The sequence below is a fragment of the Mariniradius sediminis genome, assembly GCF_021491425.1.
Taxonomy (GTDB): domain Bacteria; phylum Bacteroidota; class Bacteroidia; order Cytophagales; family Cyclobacteriaceae; genus Mariniradius; species Mariniradius saccharolyticus.
The window spans coordinates 146,218-164,286 of record NZ_JAKEVZ010000004.1 but is presented as its reverse complement, the minus strand read 5'-3'; the positions used below and the strand labels follow the sequence as shown (position 1 = coordinate 164,286).

Annotated in this window: 19 protein-coding genes; 8 read left to right on the top strand and 11 right to left on the bottom strand. The window is 46.4% G+C overall.

The window, feature by feature from the left end:
* Positions 1-123 precede the first annotated feature (123 nt).
* The 4 genes from L0U89_RS06845 to L0U89_RS06830 all read left to right on the top strand — a co-directional run bounded on the left by L0U89_RS06845 (position 124) and on the right by L0U89_RS06830 (position 3,679).
* The gene (locus tag L0U89_RS06845; protein ID WP_008625399.1) at positions 124-1,170 is read left to right on the top strand and encodes a PorP/SprF family type IX secretion system membrane protein; all 1,047 of its coding nucleotides are present in this window, start codon (positions 124-126) and stop codon (positions 1,168-1,170) included.
* Between the two features lie 2 nt (positions 1,171-1,172).
* Positions 1,173-2,408: a M48 family metallopeptidase gene (locus L0U89_RS06840; RefSeq protein WP_234860848.1), complete on the top strand. Its 1,236-nt coding sequence runs from the start codon at positions 1,173-1,175 to the stop codon at positions 2,406-2,408.
* 109 nt (positions 2,409-2,517) lie between these two features.
* Entirely contained in the window at positions 2,518-3,381 is an 864-nt protein-coding gene (locus L0U89_RS06835) for a phytanoyl-CoA dioxygenase family protein (RefSeq protein WP_234860847.1), read from the top strand.
* A 73-nt stretch (positions 3,382-3,454) separates the two neighbouring features.
* The gene (locus L0U89_RS06830) at positions 3,455-3,679 is read left to right on the top strand and encodes a hypothetical protein (protein ID WP_008625406.1); all 225 of its coding nucleotides are present in this window, start codon (positions 3,455-3,457) and stop codon (positions 3,677-3,679) included.
* A 48-nt stretch (positions 3,680-3,727) separates the two neighbouring features.
* Here the strand turns inward: L0U89_RS06830 and L0U89_RS06825 are convergent, their stop codons facing one another.
* A complete protein-coding gene (locus L0U89_RS06825; protein ID WP_234860846.1) occupies positions 3,728-5,098 on the bottom strand; it encodes a transglutaminase-like domain-containing protein in 1,371 nt (456 codons plus the stop codon).
* Positions 5,099-5,270: 172 nt separating this feature from the next.
* Here L0U89_RS06825 and L0U89_RS06820 point away from each other — a divergent pair, with 172 nt between their 5' ends.
* On the top strand, positions 5,271-5,690 hold the full coding sequence (locus L0U89_RS06820) for a rhodanese-like domain-containing protein (protein WP_234860845.1): 420 nt from the start codon (positions 5,271-5,273) through the stop codon (positions 5,688-5,690).
* Positions 5,691-6,398: 708 nt separating this feature from the next.
* Here the strand turns inward: L0U89_RS06820 and L0U89_RS06815 are convergent.
* Together L0U89_RS06815 and L0U89_RS06810 are read right to left on the bottom strand one after the other, a co-directional pair.
* The gene (locus L0U89_RS06815; RefSeq protein ID WP_234860844.1) at positions 6,399-6,746 is read right to left on the bottom strand and encodes a hypothetical protein; all 348 of its coding nucleotides are present in this window, start codon (positions 6,744-6,746) and stop codon (positions 6,399-6,401) included.
* Between the two features lie 62 nt (positions 6,747-6,808).
* The gene (locus L0U89_RS06810; protein ID WP_234860843.1) at positions 6,809-7,252 is read right to left on the bottom strand and encodes a DUF8192 domain-containing protein; all 444 of its coding nucleotides are present in this window, start codon (positions 7,250-7,252) and stop codon (positions 6,809-6,811) included.
* 394 nt (positions 7,253-7,646) lie between these two features.
* On the opposite strand from L0U89_RS06810, the gene L0U89_RS06805 reads away from it, so the two are divergent.
* Positions 7,647-8,177, top strand: a complete 531-nt coding sequence (locus L0U89_RS06805) for a hypothetical protein (RefSeq protein WP_234860842.1) — start codon at positions 7,647-7,649, stop codon at positions 8,175-8,177.
* Between the two features lie 48 nt (positions 8,178-8,225).
* Here the strand turns inward: L0U89_RS06805 and L0U89_RS06800 are convergent, their stop codons facing one another.
* The 8 genes from L0U89_RS06800 to L0U89_RS06765 form a co-directional block, all read right to left on the bottom strand.
* A complete protein-coding gene (locus L0U89_RS06800; protein WP_234860841.1) occupies positions 8,226-9,920 on the bottom strand; it encodes a GMC oxidoreductase in 1,695 nt (564 codons plus the stop codon).
* 11 nt (positions 9,921-9,931) lie between these two features.
* On the bottom strand, positions 9,932-10,483 hold the full coding sequence (locus L0U89_RS06795; protein ID WP_234860840.1) for a gluconate 2-dehydrogenase subunit 3 family protein: 552 nt from the start codon (positions 10,481-10,483) through the stop codon (positions 9,932-9,934).
* Positions 10,484-10,684: 201 nt separating this feature from the next.
* Positions 10,685-11,089 (bottom strand): hypothetical protein, encoded by a 405-nt coding sequence (locus tag L0U89_RS06790; protein WP_234860839.1) that lies wholly within the window; start codon positions 11,087-11,089, stop codon positions 10,685-10,687.
* The gene (locus L0U89_RS06785; protein WP_234860838.1) at positions 11,086-11,934 is read right to left on the bottom strand and encodes a hypothetical protein; all 849 of its coding nucleotides are present in this window, start codon (positions 11,932-11,934) and stop codon (positions 11,086-11,088) included. Before L0U89_RS06785 ends, L0U89_RS06790 begins: the two co-directional genes overlap by 4 nt.
* Positions 11,935-12,077: 143 nt before the next feature.
* Positions 12,078-12,812: a 3-keto-disaccharide hydrolase gene (locus L0U89_RS06780; protein WP_234860837.1), complete on the bottom strand. Its 735-nt coding sequence runs from the start codon at positions 12,810-12,812 to the stop codon at positions 12,078-12,080.
* Positions 12,812-13,237 (bottom strand): c-type cytochrome, encoded by a 426-nt coding sequence (locus L0U89_RS06775; RefSeq protein WP_008625423.1) that lies wholly within the window; start codon positions 13,235-13,237, stop codon positions 12,812-12,814. The genes L0U89_RS06780 and L0U89_RS06775 overlap by 1 nt, the downstream gene beginning before the upstream one ends.
* 21 nt (positions 13,238-13,258) lie before the next feature.
* Positions 13,259-14,311 (bottom strand): sugar phosphate isomerase/epimerase family protein, encoded by a 1,053-nt coding sequence (locus L0U89_RS06770; protein WP_234860836.1) that lies wholly within the window; start codon positions 14,309-14,311, stop codon positions 13,259-13,261.
* A gap of 172 nt (positions 14,312-14,483) precedes the next feature.
* The gene (locus L0U89_RS06765; protein WP_234860835.1) at positions 14,484-15,653 is read right to left on the bottom strand and encodes a Gfo/Idh/MocA family protein; all 1,170 of its coding nucleotides are present in this window, start codon (positions 15,651-15,653) and stop codon (positions 14,484-14,486) included.
* Between the two features lie 268 nt (positions 15,654-15,921).
* Between L0U89_RS06765 and L0U89_RS06760 the strand changes: the two genes are divergently transcribed.
* Positions 15,922-17,154 carry a nucleoside permease gene (locus L0U89_RS06760; protein WP_234860834.1) on the top strand — a complete coding sequence of 411 codons (1,233 nt, stop codon included), beginning with the start codon at positions 15,922-15,924 and terminating at the stop codon, positions 17,152-17,154.
* A 14-nt stretch (positions 17,155-17,168) separates the two neighbouring features.
* A complete protein-coding gene (locus L0U89_RS06755) occupies positions 17,169-18,047 on the top strand; it encodes a hydroxypyruvate isomerase family protein (protein WP_234860833.1) in 879 nt (292 codons plus the stop codon).
* Positions 18,048-18,069: the final 22 nt, after the last annotated feature.

Below are 18,069 nucleotides of genomic sequence, written 5' to 3'. Positions count from 1 at the left end.
AAAAAAAAGATAATTTTTATGGAAATAATAGGGCTTTTCATAATTTACACCTTGCGACTAAAACAACCAAACGCATTCAACGTTGCTATGGTGGGTTTGAACACTAACATAACGAATAACAACTTGCGAAGGTCTTTTTTCTACCGTCTTTTTTTTATGGGCCTTATCCTGTTGGGCTCAGGAAAAGCTTTGGCGCAGGATCCACAGTTTAGCCAGTATTACGCAGCGCCTCTGTACCTAAACCCTGCATTTGCCGGATCCGAATTGTTGCCGCGTATCGGCGCCAACTATCGAAACCAATGGCCTGGCTTAGAAGCGCAGTTTACGACATTTTCGGCATACTTCGATACCTACTTAGATAATTACAATTCCGGCCTCGGCTTCTACGTGATGAACGATGTCGAGGGCGGTGCCAAACTGAGGTCTTTCACCTTCGCGGGGCAATATTCCTACGAACTTCGCATCAGTGACAACGCCTATTTCCGCCCTGGTTTCCAAGCCGCCTACATGCGGCGCGATATCGGCTATTATGAAAATCTGGTTTTTGCGAACCAAATCAATCCGGGTGATCCATTCGGGCCCCTACTTCCGAGCAATGGACTCGACGGCTCCGGAGATCCGGTAAACCTTCTTTCTCTTTCATTCGGGGGCTTATTCTTTACAGACAAGTTTTGGTTTGGCATCTCCGCTCACCATGTCAATGAACCCAACCAATCGTTTTTGGAAGGGGTGAGCCCATTGCCTGCAAAATACTCCATCCATACTGGTTATAGGATTTCATTGGGGACTGGCACTTATCGGAGGGATTTTACCCATTACAGAAAGGATAGATACCTTTTGCCAACCCTGAATTACAAGCGCCAGGGGCCATTCGAACAGTTGGACTTGGGCGCGTATATTCACTTAGAGCCGATCAATTTTGGCCTTTGGTATCGGGGCGTGCCATACAGACCTGTGGAAAACCAAAACAACCGGGACGCCATCGTCATGATGATTGGCTTGAACCTTCCGACTGGCATGAGCATGGGCTACAGCTTTGACTATACCGTTTCCCAACTTGGTATCCAATCGGGCGGCGCCCATGAGGTCAGCATTGCGTTTCTACTTGCAGATAAAAACAGGTCAAAAACCAACAAAAGAGAGACAATCCTACCCTGTCCCAAATTCTAAACATGCAGCCATTGGAAATCAAATACCTGATCCTGGGCATTCTAAGCCTGGGATTTTTTGCTGATAAGGTATTGGATTACCTCAATATCAAGCGACCGGTTCCCCGCGTGCCGAAAACTTTGGAAGAGTACGTCAATCCCGAAAAACTTGAAAAAGCCAAAGAATACCAATGGATCAATTACCGATTCGGCTTGGTGACCGGCGCAGTCGCTTTCTTTCTAACTTTTTTGTTGATCATCTCTGGCGCTTTCGGAGTATTGGATCAGTGGCTATCAGCCCTTATCCCAAATCCAATCCTGCTTTCCATCGTCTTTTTTGGAATCGTCTTCATCGGGAGCGATATACTGTCGATCCCGTTTGACTACTACCAAACCTTCGTGATCGAGGAAAAGTACGGATTCAACAAAACCACCCGAAAAACCTATTTCCTTGACAAAATCAAAGGCTACGTGCTGTCCATCATCGTGGGAGGTGGATTGCTCGCCCTGCTACTGTTTCTTATCCATCAGATAGGGAAGGATTTCTGGTGGCAGTTTTGGCTGATTTCGGCCATCTTTATGGTTCTGGTCAATCTTTTCTACACCTCTTGGATATTGCCTATTTTCAACAAACTGACCCCACTCGAAAATGGGGAATTGAAGGAAATGATCATCCGATATGCCAAATCGGTGGATTTCCCGCTGGAAAATATCTTCGTACTCGACGGCAGCAAGCGCTCTTCCAAGGCCAATGCCTTTTTCTCCGGTTTTGGGAAAAGGAAGAAGGTGGTACTTTTCGATACCCTGATCGAGCAGCATACACCCCAAGAACTGGTTGCGGTTTTGGCCCATGAAATCGGCCACTACAAGAAGAAGCACATTCTTTCCGGGATGTTCCTTTCTGTGGCGCAAGTCGGTCTACTGCTTTTCATTCTTTCGGAATTTATTTTCAGCGAAAACATGAGCCTCGCTCTTGGTGGCAGCCACATGGCAATCCACCTCAACATCATAGGCTTTACCATATTGTTTTCGCCTATTTCCACGGTATTGGGAATAGGCATGAACATGATCAGTCGAAAAAACGAATTTGAAGCGGATGCCTACGCCAAGGCTACTTTTGATGGAATCCCGCTCGCCGAAGCTTTGAAAACCCTCTCGGTCAATACCTTGAGCAATATCAATCCGCATCCTTGGTATGTATTCGTCCATTATTCGCATCCCCCACTTTTGCAGCGATTGGAAAGATTGGAGGCGGTTTGACAGGGATTTGTTTTTCTCGTTTTATGCCGGAGCCATCCTTTCAAAAAACATTTCCCAAATTCATTTTTCGGATTAAATTGGTGGAGATTAACCCAAAATCGCTCCAACCATGCAGGACCTTTCGCATTTTCACCAACCCATAACGGATTTGTTCTCTTTTCCAAAGACGGCAAAAGATTGGGAACCCTACCGCCTCAGCCAAGAACAACTCGATTTCTTTGACGAATACGGATACCTAAGCGGCATCAAGCTACTCGACGAAAATCAGATCGAAACCCTCAAAAAGGAACTCGATGAGGTAGCAGATCCCAAGCATCCGCTTCACCACCTGTTCCATGAGTTCCACAGCAACGAATCCGCGGACCCCAATACGGTACTTTTCCACTCCCTAGGACATTGGCGGATTTCGAAGGCATTTCACGATGTGATCTGGAATCCCGCATTTGTCATGGCAGCATCTCAGTTGCTGGGCGATCGAAAGGTACGTTTCTGGCACGACCAGCTTTTCTGCAAACCTGCCCATCACGGCGGTGTAGTGGCTTGGCATCAAGACTATTCCTATTGGACCCGAACTATCAAAATGCAGCACCTTACCTGCTGGTGCGGATTGGATGATGCCACGACCGAAAACGGCTGTCTGTACTACGTGCCGGGAAGCCACAGATGGGGACTTTTGGAAAAACCTGCTCTTGCAGGCCAAATGGACGGGTTGATGGAGTTTTTGACTGAGGAACAAAAAGTGGCTTTCAAACCCGTCGCGATCGAGTTGAAAGCTGGATATGGCACTTTCCATCATCCACTACTCGTCCATGGAAGCTATGAAAACCGCTCGCCAAGAAGCCGTAGGGCCTTTGTGCTCAACGTGTTTGCTGATGGCACGATTTCCAATTCCGACGATGAACTTTTGAAAGGCGTCCCTGTGATACCAAAAGGGCATAAAATGGAAGGGCAGTTTTTTCCTTTGCTCAACTGATTGACATTGCGAAAGAAATTTCCGTACCTTCGATGTGATTTACCAACCTTATTCAACCAAAACATTCAAAATCATGTTGAAAAAAATGAAATTATTCGGAGCAGCAGCGATGGCTTGCTTTTTCCTAGTATCCGTTTCCCTGACATCTTGCGGTGGCAAAAAAGAAGAAGCCACTGAGCAGACTGAAAGTACTGATGCTCCTGCTGAAGCAGAGCACCCTACTGAAGGTGGAGAACACCCAACCGAAGGTGGCGAGCATCCTGCAGCAGACACTACTGCAAAAGAAGCAAACGGTTAAGATTATTTGACCCATTCAAATGGCGGCACGGTCCAACCGTTGCCGCCATTAATTTTTTCGCTCAAAACTGAATGTCGTCAGGGGGAAAATCTGTTCTCCGTCCATTTCCACCAATGGGTAAGCCAAAAAGTTGATCGGCCCGGATGCGGGCAAGGGCTGAATATCCAAATCCCTTCCCCTGCTGAGTTCGATCCTATTGGCTGGATGTCTTCCGAAATAATAGGTGGCAAGCGCCGTGTACTTGTTGCCCTCGCTGATATCGACAGGCCACCACTTGCCCTCTGCGTAGAATTCCGCCCAACAATGGTATCCGTCTATTCCCCCCTCATTGCGGTCTGAAGGAATAGAGGCGCCAATCGCAAATCTTGCAGGAATACCGATGGACCTCGCGAGAGAGATGAAAAAGGAATGGAACTCGGTGCAATTTCCGGTCTTGGAATCGCAGGCATAGTTGGAATCCCCACGTCCGTACTTCCCAAACTTCATGTAGCGCATGTTGTCGATGATGTAATCGTACAAGGCCCGCGCATGCACCAAGTGCCCATCGTTTTCTTTTCCCTTGATCGCTTCCTTGGCGATTTCCTCAAACCTCCCGCCAATCGGCATCAACAGGTTTGGCTCAAGGTAAGGATGGTCAGCCGGTAATTCGGCCTCATAGGGGGCCTTTTCGACTCTTTGCACCTGATAGGTGATTTCCAGTTCCTTGTCGCTATCCGCGGGCGACAATTCCAAAAAAAGGATGAAGTTGCCGTTCTGTTTTTCTTCCAATAACTGCTGCTTACCGGGCGCCTTCATAGAGACAAGTTGGATATCCTGAAAATCATCCGATTGGGCAATGGGAATCCAAGCCTTTGCTGGTTTGGTCAATTTTGGGATTTTGGCGGTGTAGAAAAAGGTAAAGTTGTCGGAACCTTCCCGCACACCCAGCAAGTCCGATGTGGATGTCTCCACAGGTACGCGGCGCCAAGTCTTGTCGACCATTTGCTTCCAGGAATAAAATGGCTTCCCGTTGAGCTTGTGGAGCGAAGTCTCCGTGACCTGCATTGCCCCCGGTTCCCCTTCCATAAAGAAATCAACATCATAAACGTCCCCCTTCTCATCCGCCAAATCCACGCAGGCAAAATGCTTGCTCGGTCCGAGGTTGGAAAGGTATTCCGTGTGTACCCTGACCAACTTGAGACGAAGCTGCCTTTTTTCGTCATTGACCAGAAAATAGCCTCCGTTTGCCTCCTTCTCCCGCACAATATAAGCCTTAATGCCTTCCTCAATCTCGGCAATAGAGACTCTCTCCGGCTTGCTTCCTGTTTGGACGATCTCTTGGGCAGGCTTTTGTCCGCAGGAGATAAGGACTTGCAAGACTACAAAAAAGCCGAATGCCAGAATCCCCAGCGGTATTGATCTATTGGGCAATGATTTCATGATGTGTAGGTTCGGAAGCTTCGAATTTAAGCGATATTTCACAAACCGTATCACCGTCCATGGCATTGTCGACAACTCTGGGCGCAAACATCCGCCTACTTCGGTATCAAAAATCACCAATTCAAAAAAGTAAAATCACGACCTTTGCCCCAAATCCATTTTCCCCCACACCATGAAAACATTTGTGACATTTCTAGTTGCCCTGAGCCTCCTGAGTGCCTGTGGCAAGAGTCCCTCCGAAAGCGGCAGTACCCAAACGACACAAGCCACGGGAAGCATCGAGCAAGTAGATGCCGCTCAGTTCAAGAAATTGACCGAATCGCCCAATGCCTTGGTTTTGGATGTGCGAACCGCTGCGGAAGTCGCCGAAGGGCATCTTCCCAATGCGGTCAACATTGACATTTATGGTTCGGACTTTATGGCCAAGGTCCAGGAACTTCCCAAGGACCGGGAGATTTTGGTGTATTGTACCGTCGGTGCCCGCAGCCAACAAGCTGCCGACATCCTTTCCAAGCAGGGCTTCGCCAAAGTCTATAACCTCGATGGCGGCATCGTGGCCTGGCAGAGAAACGGTTTTGAGGTGGTGAGGTAGATTCACCGATCAGTCTCGCTTTAGAGCAAAATTTTGAAGGTTTCAGGAGTAGGTGTCATCTACTCCTTTTTCATTAGTGGAATTTGTGATTAAACGGAATAGATGGTAGATTTCGTTTAAGCGTTGGGAGACTTAAATTGTCTACCAGCGAAAGTCTGAAATTCATGACTTCGAAAAAAAAACTTAAAAAGCAGTAGTTAAATGATGATTTTAGCCATCTTTCTTTGGCTAAGCTTCCCGAAAGACTTGCCAATTAAAAAAGAATCGGAAGATTGTTATTTTGTTTCAAAAGGTTACCGTCATACCGATTTTTTGATATTTTTTGATGATGGGACTGGGAAACTTTATGATTGGGGAGGGAGCTTCCGATCAAAATTTGATTTTGAATGGAGTCGAATAGATAGTTTGTATATCATCAATTTTAAAGACGATACCCATCAAAACGAATCATTGATCCACGATAAAAGAGGTGACCTCCATTTAAACGAATCCAACTTGAATCCTTATCAAAACACTCGAGTTTTGACGGATTATCAAGAATTCAAAAGAGTTGGCGAAAAGAGATTCCACCGGAGGTACAAGGAATTTCTTGAACAGGGATTCAACTAATTGGAAATTTGGAGTTTCTTCTGGTTGAGTATAACTTGGCGTAAAAGATCAGCAAAAGCTCTCCAGTCGGGCAAGATTTTTTTTGCTAATCAGTTTAGTTTATTCGTTTAGCTTTTTCCAGACTTCATTGGCTTTTTCCTTTATACTCTCTTCGCTGTAATGAACACCATATTTCTCAATTTCCTCTTTATTGGATGAATATCTTGCAGCAAAATCTGAAAAATTTCTAAACAAATGGTACCGCTTCTCCCCGAGCGAATCATAGTCAGTTTCTTGCCCATAAATAACGGTAAACATATCTGTGAAAAAGGAAACATCTATTTTCCCGTCAAGGTAATCCTTTATCAATTTATCCAATCTATTATCCATTTTCGCGTATGTTAATTGATCGCTGGTAAAGGCCCCTCTCTCGGTGTAGTATGGACTTTCGGTGGTGGCTGGGTGCATCCCCATCTGGTTATAGATTCTACCCAGAAGGGGATGACCGGAATACGTGCCCGAAATCGTCACTAATGAGAAGTGCCGGATTTCAGCTTTTTCACTAGCTTTTCATTTGGAATTAAAACTTTGCTCCAATACACAACCGCCGCGTCATATCCCCCACTTTCCGATTTCTGAACAGAATCGAATACATAAAGAGCAGAGCCTCCTATGGGAGTATCTTTTCGGCAAAATCGCTCTTTTAACTCACCAAAATACTCACTTTTATTACTAACATTTCCTCGGTGTAAAAACCCGACTTTTTTCCCGATAAAATCAAAGCCATTTAGGTTCTCTTTGAAAATTTCATTCAAATACTTACCCTCATAGATACTCAAGGTCGACAATGTATCAACTCCCATTTGGTCAATCTTTTGCAAAATCTCAATCGGAATATCCTTAAACGTTAATATTTGTCCAATTGAAACGATTGGGGAAATTATTAGAAATAAACCTAAGATATATATAGCCATCGTTTTCGAGTTCCATAAAGGTAGGGACCCCCCGTGAGTGTAGAATAGACTTTCGGTGGTGAACTTTGGTGGAATTTGTAATTCCACCCTCTTATTCTTCCAATTTGTAATTGGAATACACTTCTTCCAAACACCGCATCGGAATATAGTTTGAGATCGGGTGAATTACAAATTCATTGGAATTGAAAGCCGTAATTTCAAATCATACCTAACGCCTACGCCACATTTCATCCAGGCTGGGGTGGGGCTTTGTGAAACATCTGTTTATCGAAATTTATGGCTATTATCTACTCCTTCTACCAAAGCACATTCCTTGTGCATCGTTCCTACGCTTTTCAACAAATCCCTAAAAATCATCCAGCTTCCTAAAGAAAAAAATAACGAATTTTACAAAATGAGAAAAATCCTGATTTTTTACCTCTTCGCTGTGCTTATCAATTCCTGTGCGATACGCAAAAATCTAGAAAGTGGCCTTGAAAGGGCGTTCGGTGCTCTTTTTTTACCACAACTTGGTTTCGCAAAGGCCTTATTGGAATCCGCTTCAGAAATCTATTTCGTGGATTCGATCGAAATTGGAAAGCCAATTTTCATTCGATCATTTAGGGCGAACTTCGTCGGCAAAATAGACTCCTTTGAACTCGCTGTTGATAGTATTGAAGTTACCATGAAAAATGATTCCGTCATGGTATTCAAAAGAGTCCATATCATTTCGGATTCTATCTTTTACAGCGATGTGTCTCTACCTGTACTTGATACACTTAAATCGATGGAAACCATTTCCAAAATGAAAGTTGTTAGCCAATATTGGCCATATGCAAACTACCGACAAATGGATAGGGAAAACAATTGCTTGACAGCCAGCTACACGCTTATTGAAAAGACTTTTTCAATTGAGGAGAAATTTAGCAAGTGCAGGGAGTATTAGGCCCGCCTAGGCGTAGTATAGATATTGAGTGGTGGCTGGGTGCATCCCTCAAAGATTCATCCGATTCAGTTCCTCCACCGCATGGTCGGCAGCGCGGGCAGTAAAGGCCATAAACATCAACGTGGGATTTTGGGTGCTTGTACTTGTAAAACTTGCCCCATCCGAAACAAATACATTCTTGCAGGCATGCAATTGGTTCCATTCATTCAACAAGGACGTTTTCGGGTCTCTGCCCATTCTGACGCCGCCCATTTCATGGATATCTGATCCTGGAGGTGCCCCTGAGTCTTCGACCTTGATATTGGTAAAGCCCGCCTTCTCATACATCTCGGTTTGCTGTTGGATAAAGTCAGCGGTCATCTTGTCGTCGTTGTCTGTCCACTCTACTGAAAGGATGATTTTTGGTATCCCGTATTTATCAGTTTGGTCTGTGCTGAGACGCATATGGTTGGATTCAATCGGGACGGTTTCCCCCTGCATCCAAGCAGACATGTGCCAGTTGCCGTATTTTTGGTTCAATAGATTATCCCTTAATTCATGCCCGATCATACTGGTATCGGACCCCAGTCCCCTACCGCCTGCCATCCCAATGGAATAGCCACGGAGGAAATCTGTTTCTTGTTTGAAAACATTTCTGAACCGTGGCACATACGCATGTCCTGCATGACGCCCCTCGGTAGCTTTGTCAAAAAAGCCCTCGAAAGTTGCGCTACCTTTGCCTCGATAGTTATGGCAGGCCAAGAATTTCCCCATCAGTCCATTGTCGTTGCCGATTCCATTGGGAAAGCGTGATGATTTGGAATTGAGCAAAATGGCATTGGAAGCAATGGTCGAAGCATTGACAAATATGATCTTGGCATAAAAGTCGATCGCGTCCTTGGTGTCGCGGTCGATGATGCGCACGCCAACGGCCTTGCCCTTTGCTTCATCATAAATGATGGACTCAACAACCGAATCAGGTCTGATGGTCAGGTTCCCTGTCTTTTCAGCCCAGGGTAGCGTGGATGCATTGGCCGAGAAATATCCGCCATACACACAGCCTCGGTTGCACATCCCTTGGTTCTGGCACTTGTAGCGTCCCTGCTTGAGGTGGATTTCCTGCGGATCGGTAAGGTGCGCACAACGTCCCTGGATCAAATGCCGAGAGCCATAGTTTTTCTTCAACTGCTCCTTGTAATAATTTTCAATACAGCTCAATTCAAATCCAGGCTGAACAATCGAGTCCGGCAGCTCCGCCAATCCATCCCTGCCTCCCGCAATTCCCGCAAAGGTCTCCACATAGTCCAACCAAGGCTCTAAATCTTTATACCGAACAGGCCAATCTACGGCAAACCCATCCCGCGCAGGACCTTCAAAATCATAGTCCGACCAGCGCTGTGTAGCCCGCGCCCATAGCAAAGACTTGCCTCCGACATGGTAGCCACGGAACCATCGGAAGGGCTTTTCTTCGATAATCGGCTGCTCGTCCTCAGCCAGTGCCCAATGGATCGTCTCCTCCCTCGCCCAGCGGGCCGCTCCGATGCCAGATCGCTTTTCGACCGGAACTGCTCCCCGAAACTCAAATTCCCAGGGGGCTTTGGAAGCCGTTGGATAATCATCAATATGGCGGACCATGCGGCCCCGTTCCAAGACGAGTGTTTTTAAGCCCTTTTCACACAGTTCCTTGGCAGCCCATCCCCCACTCGCGCCCGAACCAATCACTATGGCATCGTATGTTCTCTTATCTTTAGAATCTTGTAGCATTTCGTTTCAGGTTAAGCGTTCACTTCCACACATCCTCTGAAAAAACCTGGGGCGACTTTATAGCCCCGGTAATCAGCCATGACTTCCTTCACAGTGGTAAAGCCCATGATGGTTTGGGATTTCATCAGGTTAAAAAACTTCTTTTCAGATTCATCTTCTGATTCCCCAAATGCCAGCAGCAACTTTTCCCTTTCGTCTTGGCTGTTCTTGGCAAAGGCCTTCCCTGTTGTATCCTTTGCTTTCTGGTCCAAGGCAGCCAGCTGACTTTTTATCAAATCCTGTTCGTCCTGCTCATAGCAATGCTCAAAAAGCCGGTACAAAAACTTGTCCGTCCCGGTACTTAGCGCACCGATCGGCTTTGCATCTGAAGTAGGGACTTTTGGTGGCAAGCCGGCCGGAATGATCGTATCGGCAATTGCCGTGATCAATTGCTGCTCCTTGAAAGTGAAAAAGCCCTTGTGGGTCATTTGATCGACAAGCTGCCACTTCCAGTCCGCCAGGACTAACCCGGCAATGCCGAGCGCAGACCCTCCAAGGATCTTAAGAGATTTCCGTCTATCCATAGGGTTATTTGGGTTATTAACCAGTTCTAATATAGGGCATTGAAGGACAAAACACCTGAGATACCTGCCCAAAAAGTATCAATGGAAAATGGCTGGGATTGGTGGATGGATACCTAATATACTTTGGCAAACGCCGTCAAATAGAACCTTTTGATCGATTTCGAAAAAAGGATGAAGAAGCCAAGAAAACAGATGATTTGCTCAGGCAGTCTTCGCGTCAGCAATTTTTCCCGCCAATCCCTCCATGGACGTTCCAATTGCTTTGGGGTCTTTGCTGAGCAAAGCAGCAGCCAAGGCAACAGCCGCACCGGTAATGTCGATGGCTTTTTGGACATTGGCCAGATTTTTAAGCGTAGTTCCAATTTCAGCCTCGATTCCCCGGATTTGCTGAAGACTGGTTTCCAAGTCATCCAAAACCAACACCGCCGAAAGTGTGTACATGCTGCTGGACATGGACCACATTTCCATCATTTGTTTCGACATTGTATCCCGCTCTTCATGACTCAAAGCATCAAAATTCCCAAGATAATAATCTCTGATCTCGTCGCCCATTTTGGAAAATTGGTCGCCCAGTTCCGTGGCTTGTTCGGCAGATAATGTGCTCATGGTTGTAATTTTTTATAGTAGCCGTACAATTCCTCCAAATCCCCACCCAAGATTGAAAGTTGCGACTTCAGGTCCGCAAGGCTCCATTGATCGATGTTCTCCGCGAGTTCATGATGCCCTACACCGATCTTAGCCAACATTTGCACGTAAATGTCAATCTCCTTCCCGTACTGTTCGAGGGTACGTTTTCTGGCAAAATACTCCTGGGCGACCTGTCTTTTCTCAAATGCTGAAAGACTCGGGTCCCGGTACAACTGAAAATAGGTGACTTGGGACATGCTGGTTTGATTGCGCAAAATCCCCTTCAGATTTCTTGACAGGGTGAATTCCAAAAACCGGATCAATTCCTGAAAGGACGGATCCGCCTCGGTCACGTATTGGCGGACCTTGTTTTTTCGATAGCCGTTGCTGACGGCATTTCCGATGATATTGCCGATGTTGATATAAGCCGTAGCTTGCTCGGGACTGAACGTAATGCCGCCAAAAGAACCCGAGGCTACCTGGTCTGTTAAAGCCTTGGCATTGTACCTGGCTGTCTCATTGGCTGAAAGGCGATTGAGTCCATCCAAATAGGCTGATAAAGCTTGATAGATCACAAAAGTCGCAGAATCGGCTTTCGCTTCCTGTTGGCAGGGACAGGTCGGATTGAGATCGAGTTTTTGGATACTTTGTTCGAAGCACTTGTCCAAGCAGCTTTTTTCAAATCCATAACCCAAGGATTCGAAACTCGCCAATCCTTTCTTTGCCGAGCCAGAAAAATCGCTCACATGCCTCAGATTGGTGCAGGAAGAAATCAGCAACAGCATCCATAACAAGCCTAAAATCCCAACCTTACGCTTCTCCATGATCTTTCAAAAAAATAAATTCCTGCAAAAACGCTAGCCAGACTACCGATAGCGAGGATAAAATATAGCCCAATTTCTATTGGAAAGCAAAAAGCCTTCGGGAAGATTTCCCAAAGGCTTTTCTACTCATTGGTGTTGGGTCCTTAGAGTTTCTTGATCCTGATATTCCTGAACCATACTTCGTCTCCATGGTCCTGCAAGGCGATTTTGCCTTTCTTGTACTTCCCAAAACCAGGCATGTCTTTGAACTTGGACTTGGCAACCAAGGCTTCCCACTCAGGCGTCCACATGGTGGTAGATACTACCATGACCCCATTGAGGTGAAGTTCCAGGTTTCCGTCCTTGGCGATGATTTCAGCGAGGTTCCATTCACCCACCGGCTTCACAGTCTCCTCAGCACTAACAATCAGGTCGTACAAATCACCAGCCCTGTGGCTGACGATCTTGGCATCTGGGTGTCCGTCATTGTCCAAGACCTGCATTTCGGGTCCGGTCATCCAAGGATATCCAAACTCAGGCGCTTCGTGTACAAAGAAAATGATACCGGAATTACCGTTTGGCGCAATTTTCCATTCCACCTGCAAATGGTAGTTTTCAAATTCCTCATTGGTCACGATATCGCCTCCATCCCCTTCTTGCCAGTTGGCTTTGTTTTTGGCATCGAGGTAAATGGCGCCATCTTGGACTTTCCATCCTTTGCCCACTTCACCTCCGCCATATTTTGACCAGCCATTGAAGGTCTGACCATCAAACAAAGAAATCCATTCTGGCTCCTGTACAGTTACCTCCTCGACCTCCGTGGTCGTTTCGGTAGGTTTACCCCCACAGGCGAAAGCAAGGAAACCGGCAGCAATCAGGTAGAGATAAGTTCTTTTCATTATTTCTTCAGTAAAAGGACGTATTTGACCATGGTTTCTACATCTTCCTTCGCCAACTGCGGATGGGCAGGCATTTGGATTTCTCCCCAAGTACCCACATGTCCATTGATCACATGGCTTGTCAAAAGCTCGATATTTTCAGGCGTGCTTTCATATTTGGCGGCTACGTCGGCATAGGATGGGCCTACGATTTTCCTTTCGACCATATGGCAGGCCGTGCAGCCTGCTTCCTTGGTTTTGGCAGAACCCGCAATGAACACAGGGTCATCTTTGTATTTGTCTTCAAGGCTTACTGGCGCGGCCGCAGGCGGAGGCGTGGCTACCGTCTCGGTAGTCGTAGAAGTACTGGAACCCCCACCACCGCAGGCGTATGTTAAGAGCGATACGGCCATCAGGCCAAAAGAAATTGATTTTGAAAGTTTCATAAATATTTGAATTGGTAATAATTAAATGCCTAGGATTTTCTTGTTGAATGCTTCGTCTGCACCGGCAGAAGCGAAGTCATCGAATGCTTTTTCTGTCACACGAATGATGTGGTCTTGGATAAATGGTGCACCTTCCAACGCGCCCTGTTCTGGATGCTTGATGGCGCATTCCCACTCCAATACCGCCCAGCCATCGTAATTGTACTGCGCCAATTTGCTGAAGATACCGCTGAAATCTACTTGCCCATCGCCCAGCGAGCGGAACCTTCCTGCCCTGTCAACCCAGCCTTGGAAGCCTCCGTAGACACCTTGCTTTCCGGTAGGATTGAACTCGGCATCCTTGACGTGGAACATTTTGATCCTGTCGTGGTAGAAATCTATGAACTGCAAATAGTCCAAACATTGCAGTACAAAATGGCTCGGATCGTAGAGGATATTGGCGCGCTTGTGGTTGTTGACTTTTTCCAAAAACATCTCGAAAGTAATCCCGTCGTGCAGGTCTTCTCCTGGGTGCAGTTCGTAACAAACATCGACACCGTATTGATCGAAGGTATCCAGGATCGGGGTCCATCTTTTGGCCAACTCCGTGAATCCCGTATTGACCAGGCCTGCGGGCCTCTGCGGCCAAGGGTAAACGGTATGCCACATCAATGCTCCCGAAAACGTCGCATGGGCATTCAGACCCAGATTGGCGGAAGCCTTCGCTGCAAATTTCAGTTGCTTGGTAGCCCACTCCGACTTCCCTTTCAAATCCCCCGCAAGGCTGGCGGGTGCAAATGCGTCAAAAAGTTCGTTGTAAGCAGGATGCGTCGCGACCAATTGCCCCTGAAGGTGTGTCGATAGCTCGGAAATCTCCATTCCTGTTTCATTGACGATACCCTTGATTTCGTCCGCATAGGTTTTGCTTTCCGCAGCTTTCTGCAGGTCAATCATCCGCGCGTCCCAAGAAGGGATCTGTACACCTTTATAGCCTGCCTTTGACATCCACTGGCAGATGTTTTTGAGGTTGTTGAAAGGCGCTTTGTCATCGGCAAACTGTGCCAAGAATATCGCCGGTCCTTTGATGGTTTTCATAGGTTTATTGATTGGGATTGAAAGATTTCAAAATTAGGAAATTGGAAAATTGGATGAGTGAGTTGGGGAATTATTGGTTATTGGTTATTGGTTATTGAGTTATTCGTTCTCGAAACTTGGTACATCGTACTTCGTACTTGGCGCCTATTTCGCAAATCATAAATTATCCATCTCAATATTTCACTACAAACGGTGTCCATTTTTGTTCAGAAGCGGTACTTTTCAGCACCAACTCAATGAAGGCCATCCCGCGGATACCATCCTCTGCACCAGGGAAATCCCACCATTCTGCCTTCGGTTGTTCTCCTTTTCTAAGGGCATAGATGCATCTCGCGAAGTTGCGATAGATATTTGCGAATGCCTCGATGTATCCTTCCGGGTGTCCGGCGGGAGTACGGGTGTTTTCATTGGCCAATGAACCCAAGTAGCCTGTTCCGGCGCGGTAAATCTCGGCAGGTCTCCCGGGCCATCTTGCTATCAAGCTGTTGTTGTCTTCCTGCTGCCATTCGAGGCCTCCCTTGTCTCCATAAACACGGACCTTCAGGTTGTTCTCGGCACCACAGTCGATTTGGGAAGCGGTCAAGATACCGGAAGCATTGTTTTCGAATCTCAACAAAACGGCCCCGTCGTCATCAATTGGCCTACCCGGAACCTTGATATCCAAGTCTGCGCAGATTTTGGCCACCTTCATCCCTGTGACATACTCGATGAGGTTGAATGCATGAGTTCCGATATCACCAAAACAGCCTGCCTTTCCGTTTCTTGCGGGGTCGGTACGCCATTCTGCCTGTTTGTTGTTTTCGTGTTCGAGCAGCTTGTACAGCCATCCTTGTGGATATTCGACATAGACTTTCCGAATGGTACCGATTTCACCATTGGCGATCATCTGCTTCATTTGCTTCACCATAGGATAGCCGGTGTAAGTATGGGTCAGGCAAAATAGCTTGTCGGAGCCTTTGATGACCTTGTAAAGCGCCTTTGCTTCGTCATAGGTCAAGGTCATGGGCTTGTCCAACACCACATGGAAACCATTCTCGAGTGCCTTCTTCGTGGGGTCAAAATGCACGTTGTTCGGCGTGACGATGCTGATGATGTCAATCCTTTCGGATTCAGGAAGGGCGAGTTCCTTTTCGATCATTTCGTCGTAGGAAACATACACCCGAGAAGGATCCAACATCAATTCTTCGCCCGCCTGCCGGGATTTATCAGGATTGCTGCTGAATGCACCCGCGGTCAGTTCGATTAGTCCGTCCATCAATGCGGCGTTTCGATGAATCGCACCGATGAATGCACCCGGCCCGCCGCCGACCATTCCCATTTTGAGTTTCTTTTGAGCTGCCATTATGGATTCTGATTAATGGTGTTTAAAAGTGATTTATTTTGGGTAGAATTTTTCTGAAAGATAAATTATGATTTTGTCTCCACTCCCAACGAAACACATTAAAATGACCAATTGCAGTAAGTTGTTATGAGTGGTCAAGAACTCAATTTCATTATTACTTATTTGGAAACTGGTTTTGGGAGCAGTTAAAAATAAAGGAAAAACCTGAATTTGTTCCCAAAAATTGATACTTTACCTTCCCCTTTCATCAATCCAAATCGAATACGCTATGCCTTTTGGAACAAAACTGAGGCTGTCACTCATGATGTTTTTGAATTTTTTTGTCTGGGGGTCTTGGTATGTAACCATGGGGACCTTCCTCGGCCTTAACCTCAACGCAACGGGCACTCAGGTATCGGCGGCATTTTCCACCCAGTCATTTGGGGCCATCATTGCACCATTTATCATTGGGCTGGTGGCGGACAGGTATTTCAATGCGGAAAGAATTCTGGGCTTTTTACACTTGGTTGGTGCAGTCTTGTTGTATGCGTGTTACCAAGCCCAAAGCTTCTCGGATTTTTATCCTTTCATCTTTGCCTATATGGTTTTGTACATGCCGACATTGGCTCTTGCCAATTCGGTTTCCTTCAGGCAAATGAAAGACCCTGAAAAAGAGTTTTCCCCGATCCGGGTATGGGGAACAATCGGCTGGATTGCATCTGGCCTAACGATCAGCTATGTGTTTTTTTGGGATTCTGCCGAAAGCCTCGCGGATGGTTCGCTTCGCAACACCTTCCTGATGGCCTCAATTGCCTCCGTTATCTTGGGGATTTTCAGTTTCACCTTACCAAAAACCCCACCCAAAGGCAGGAGCAGCGACAAGGTCAAAATTTCCGATTTAATCGGATTGGATGCTTTGGGCTTATTGAAGGACAGAAACTATGCGGTTTTCTTCCTCTCTTCGATCCTGATATGTATCCCACTCGCCTTCTATTATCAAAACGCCAACCCATTCCTAGCCGAAATCGGCGTATCCGATCCAACCGGAAAGATGACCATCGGGCAAGTTTCCGAGGTGCTTTTCCTGCTGTTACTTCCTTTGTTCTTTAAAAGATTTGGATTCAAGGTGACCATTCTCGTTGGGATGCTTGCTTGGTCATTGCGGTATTTCCTATTTGCATTTGGAGACGCCAATGGTGGACTCTGGTTGCTCCTGGTAGGCATTGCGCTTCATGGCATCTGTTATGATTTCTTTTTTGTCTCGGGACAAATCTATACCGATTCAAAGGCTGGTGAACGATTCCAATCCTCGGCCCAAGGGCTGATTACACTTGCTACCTATGGAATCGGCATGTTGATTGGTTTCGCAATCGCGGGACAAGTCACAGACATTTTCCTCACCGAGGCGGGCAGCCATGATTGGAAATCGATTTGGATGATTCCATCCGGCATCGCGATCTTGGTGGTCATCGTATTTTTGGTGTTCTTCAAAAACGAGTCCGTTTCAAAAAAATTCAATTAAAACCCTCTCTTCATATGACCCAACTTAGCCGTAGAAACAGCCTCAAAAAAATACTGCTTTCTGGCATGGCAGCCGGAACGCTTCCGCTTAGCGCTTCTGCAATCGAAGAAATGAAAGCTGCAACCCCGCTCAAAGGCAACGTCAACCATGCCGTTTGCCATTGGCCATTCAACCCCATGACGATTGAGCAACTATGTGTAGGAATCAAGAAAATCGGATTCAATGCCATCGACCTGATCGGCCCCAACAACTGGAAGATTTTGCAGGCCAATGGCGTGGAATGTTCGATGTGCAACGGCGCAGATATGGGTATTGTACAGGGATTCAACGACAAACAATATCACGAACAATTGATTAACGGCTATACCGAGGTGATTCCTTTGGTCGCGAAAAACGGTTACAAGAACCTGATCGCATTTAGCGGCAATCGCAAAGGAATGGATGAAGAGACGGGCTTGAAGAATTGTGCGGAGGGTTTGAAAAAAATCATGGCATTGGCCGAAAAACACAATGTGATGATCATCATGGAACTGCTGAACAGCAAAGTAGACCACAAAGACTACATGTGTGACAACAGTGCCTGGGGAATAGAATTGGTAAAGATGGTTGGTTCACCCAACTTCAAGCTCCTGTACGACATCTACCACATGCAAATCATGGAGGGGGATATCATCCGGACTATCAAACGGGACCACCAATATTTCGGACATTACCATACCGCCGGTAATCCCGGCCGGAATGAAATCGACGAAACACAGGAATTGAATTACCCGGCGATCGTACGGGCAATTTTGGATACTGGATATAAGGGATATTTCTGTCAGGAATTTGTCCCAAAAAACCCAGACAAGATGGCTTCACTGGAAAAAGCCGTCCTTTTATGCGATCTTTAAAAAACAATTAACAATACCAATT

Bases quoted from the DNA above. Each gene is read 5' to 3' on its own strand.
- L0U89_RS06755 (WP_234860833.1), top strand. From the start codon at position 17,169: ATGACCCAACTTAGCCGTAGAAACAGCCTCAAAAAAATACTGCTTTCT.
- L0U89_RS06825 (WP_234860846.1), bottom strand. From the start codon at position 5,098: ATGAAATCATTGCCCAATAGATCAATACCGCTGGGGATTCTGGCATTC.
- L0U89_RS06775 (WP_008625423.1), bottom strand. From the start codon at position 13,237: ATGAAACTTTCAAAATCAATTTCTTTTGGCCTGATGGCCGTATCGCTC.
- L0U89_RS06835 (WP_234860847.1), top strand. From the start codon at position 2,518: ATGCAGGACCTTTCGCATTTTCACCAACCCATAACGGATTTGTTCTCT.
- L0U89_RS06820 (WP_234860845.1), top strand. From the start codon at position 5,271: ATGAAAACATTTGTGACATTTCTAGTTGCCCTGAGCCTCCTGAGTGCC.
- L0U89_RS06790 (WP_234860839.1), bottom strand. From the start codon at position 11,089: ATGAGCACATTATCTGCCGAACAAGCCACGGAACTGGGCGACCAATTT.
- L0U89_RS06795 (WP_234860840.1), bottom strand. From the start codon at position 10,483: ATGGATAGACGGAAATCTCTTAAGATCCTTGGAGGGTCTGCGCTCGGC.
- L0U89_RS06800 (WP_234860841.1), bottom strand. From the start codon at position 9,920: ATGCTACAAGATTCTAAAGATAAGAGAACATACGATGCCATAGTGATT.
- L0U89_RS06830 (WP_008625406.1), top strand. From the start codon at position 3,455: ATGTTGAAAAAAATGAAATTATTCGGAGCAGCAGCGATGGCTTGCTTT.
- L0U89_RS06805 (WP_234860842.1), top strand. From the start codon at position 7,647: ATGAGAAAAATCCTGATTTTTTACCTCTTCGCTGTGCTTATCAATTCC.
- L0U89_RS06810 (WP_234860843.1), bottom strand. From the start codon at position 7,252: ATGGCTATATATATCTTAGGTTTATTTCTAATAATTTCCCCAATCGTT.
- L0U89_RS06785 (WP_234860838.1), bottom strand. From the start codon at position 11,934: ATGGAGAAGCGTAAGGTTGGGATTTTAGGCTTGTTATGGATGCTGTTG.
- L0U89_RS06765 (WP_234860835.1), bottom strand. From the start codon at position 15,653: ATGGCAGCTCAAAAGAAACTCAAAATGGGAATGGTCGGCGGCGGGCCG.
- L0U89_RS06780 (WP_234860837.1), bottom strand. From the start codon at position 12,812: ATGAAAAGAACTTATCTCTACCTGATTGCTGCCGGTTTCCTTGCTTTC.
- L0U89_RS06760 (WP_234860834.1), top strand. From the start codon at position 15,922: ATGCCTTTTGGAACAAAACTGAGGCTGTCACTCATGATGTTTTTGAAT.
- L0U89_RS06840 (WP_234860848.1), top strand. From the start codon at position 1,173: ATGCAGCCATTGGAAATCAAATACCTGATCCTGGGCATTCTAAGCCTG.
- L0U89_RS06770 (WP_234860836.1), bottom strand. From the start codon at position 14,311: ATGAAAACCATCAAAGGACCGGCGATATTCTTGGCACAGTTTGCCGAT.
- L0U89_RS06815 (WP_234860844.1), bottom strand. From the start codon at position 6,746: ATGCACCCAGCCACCACCGAAAGTCCATACTACACCGAGAGAGGGGCC.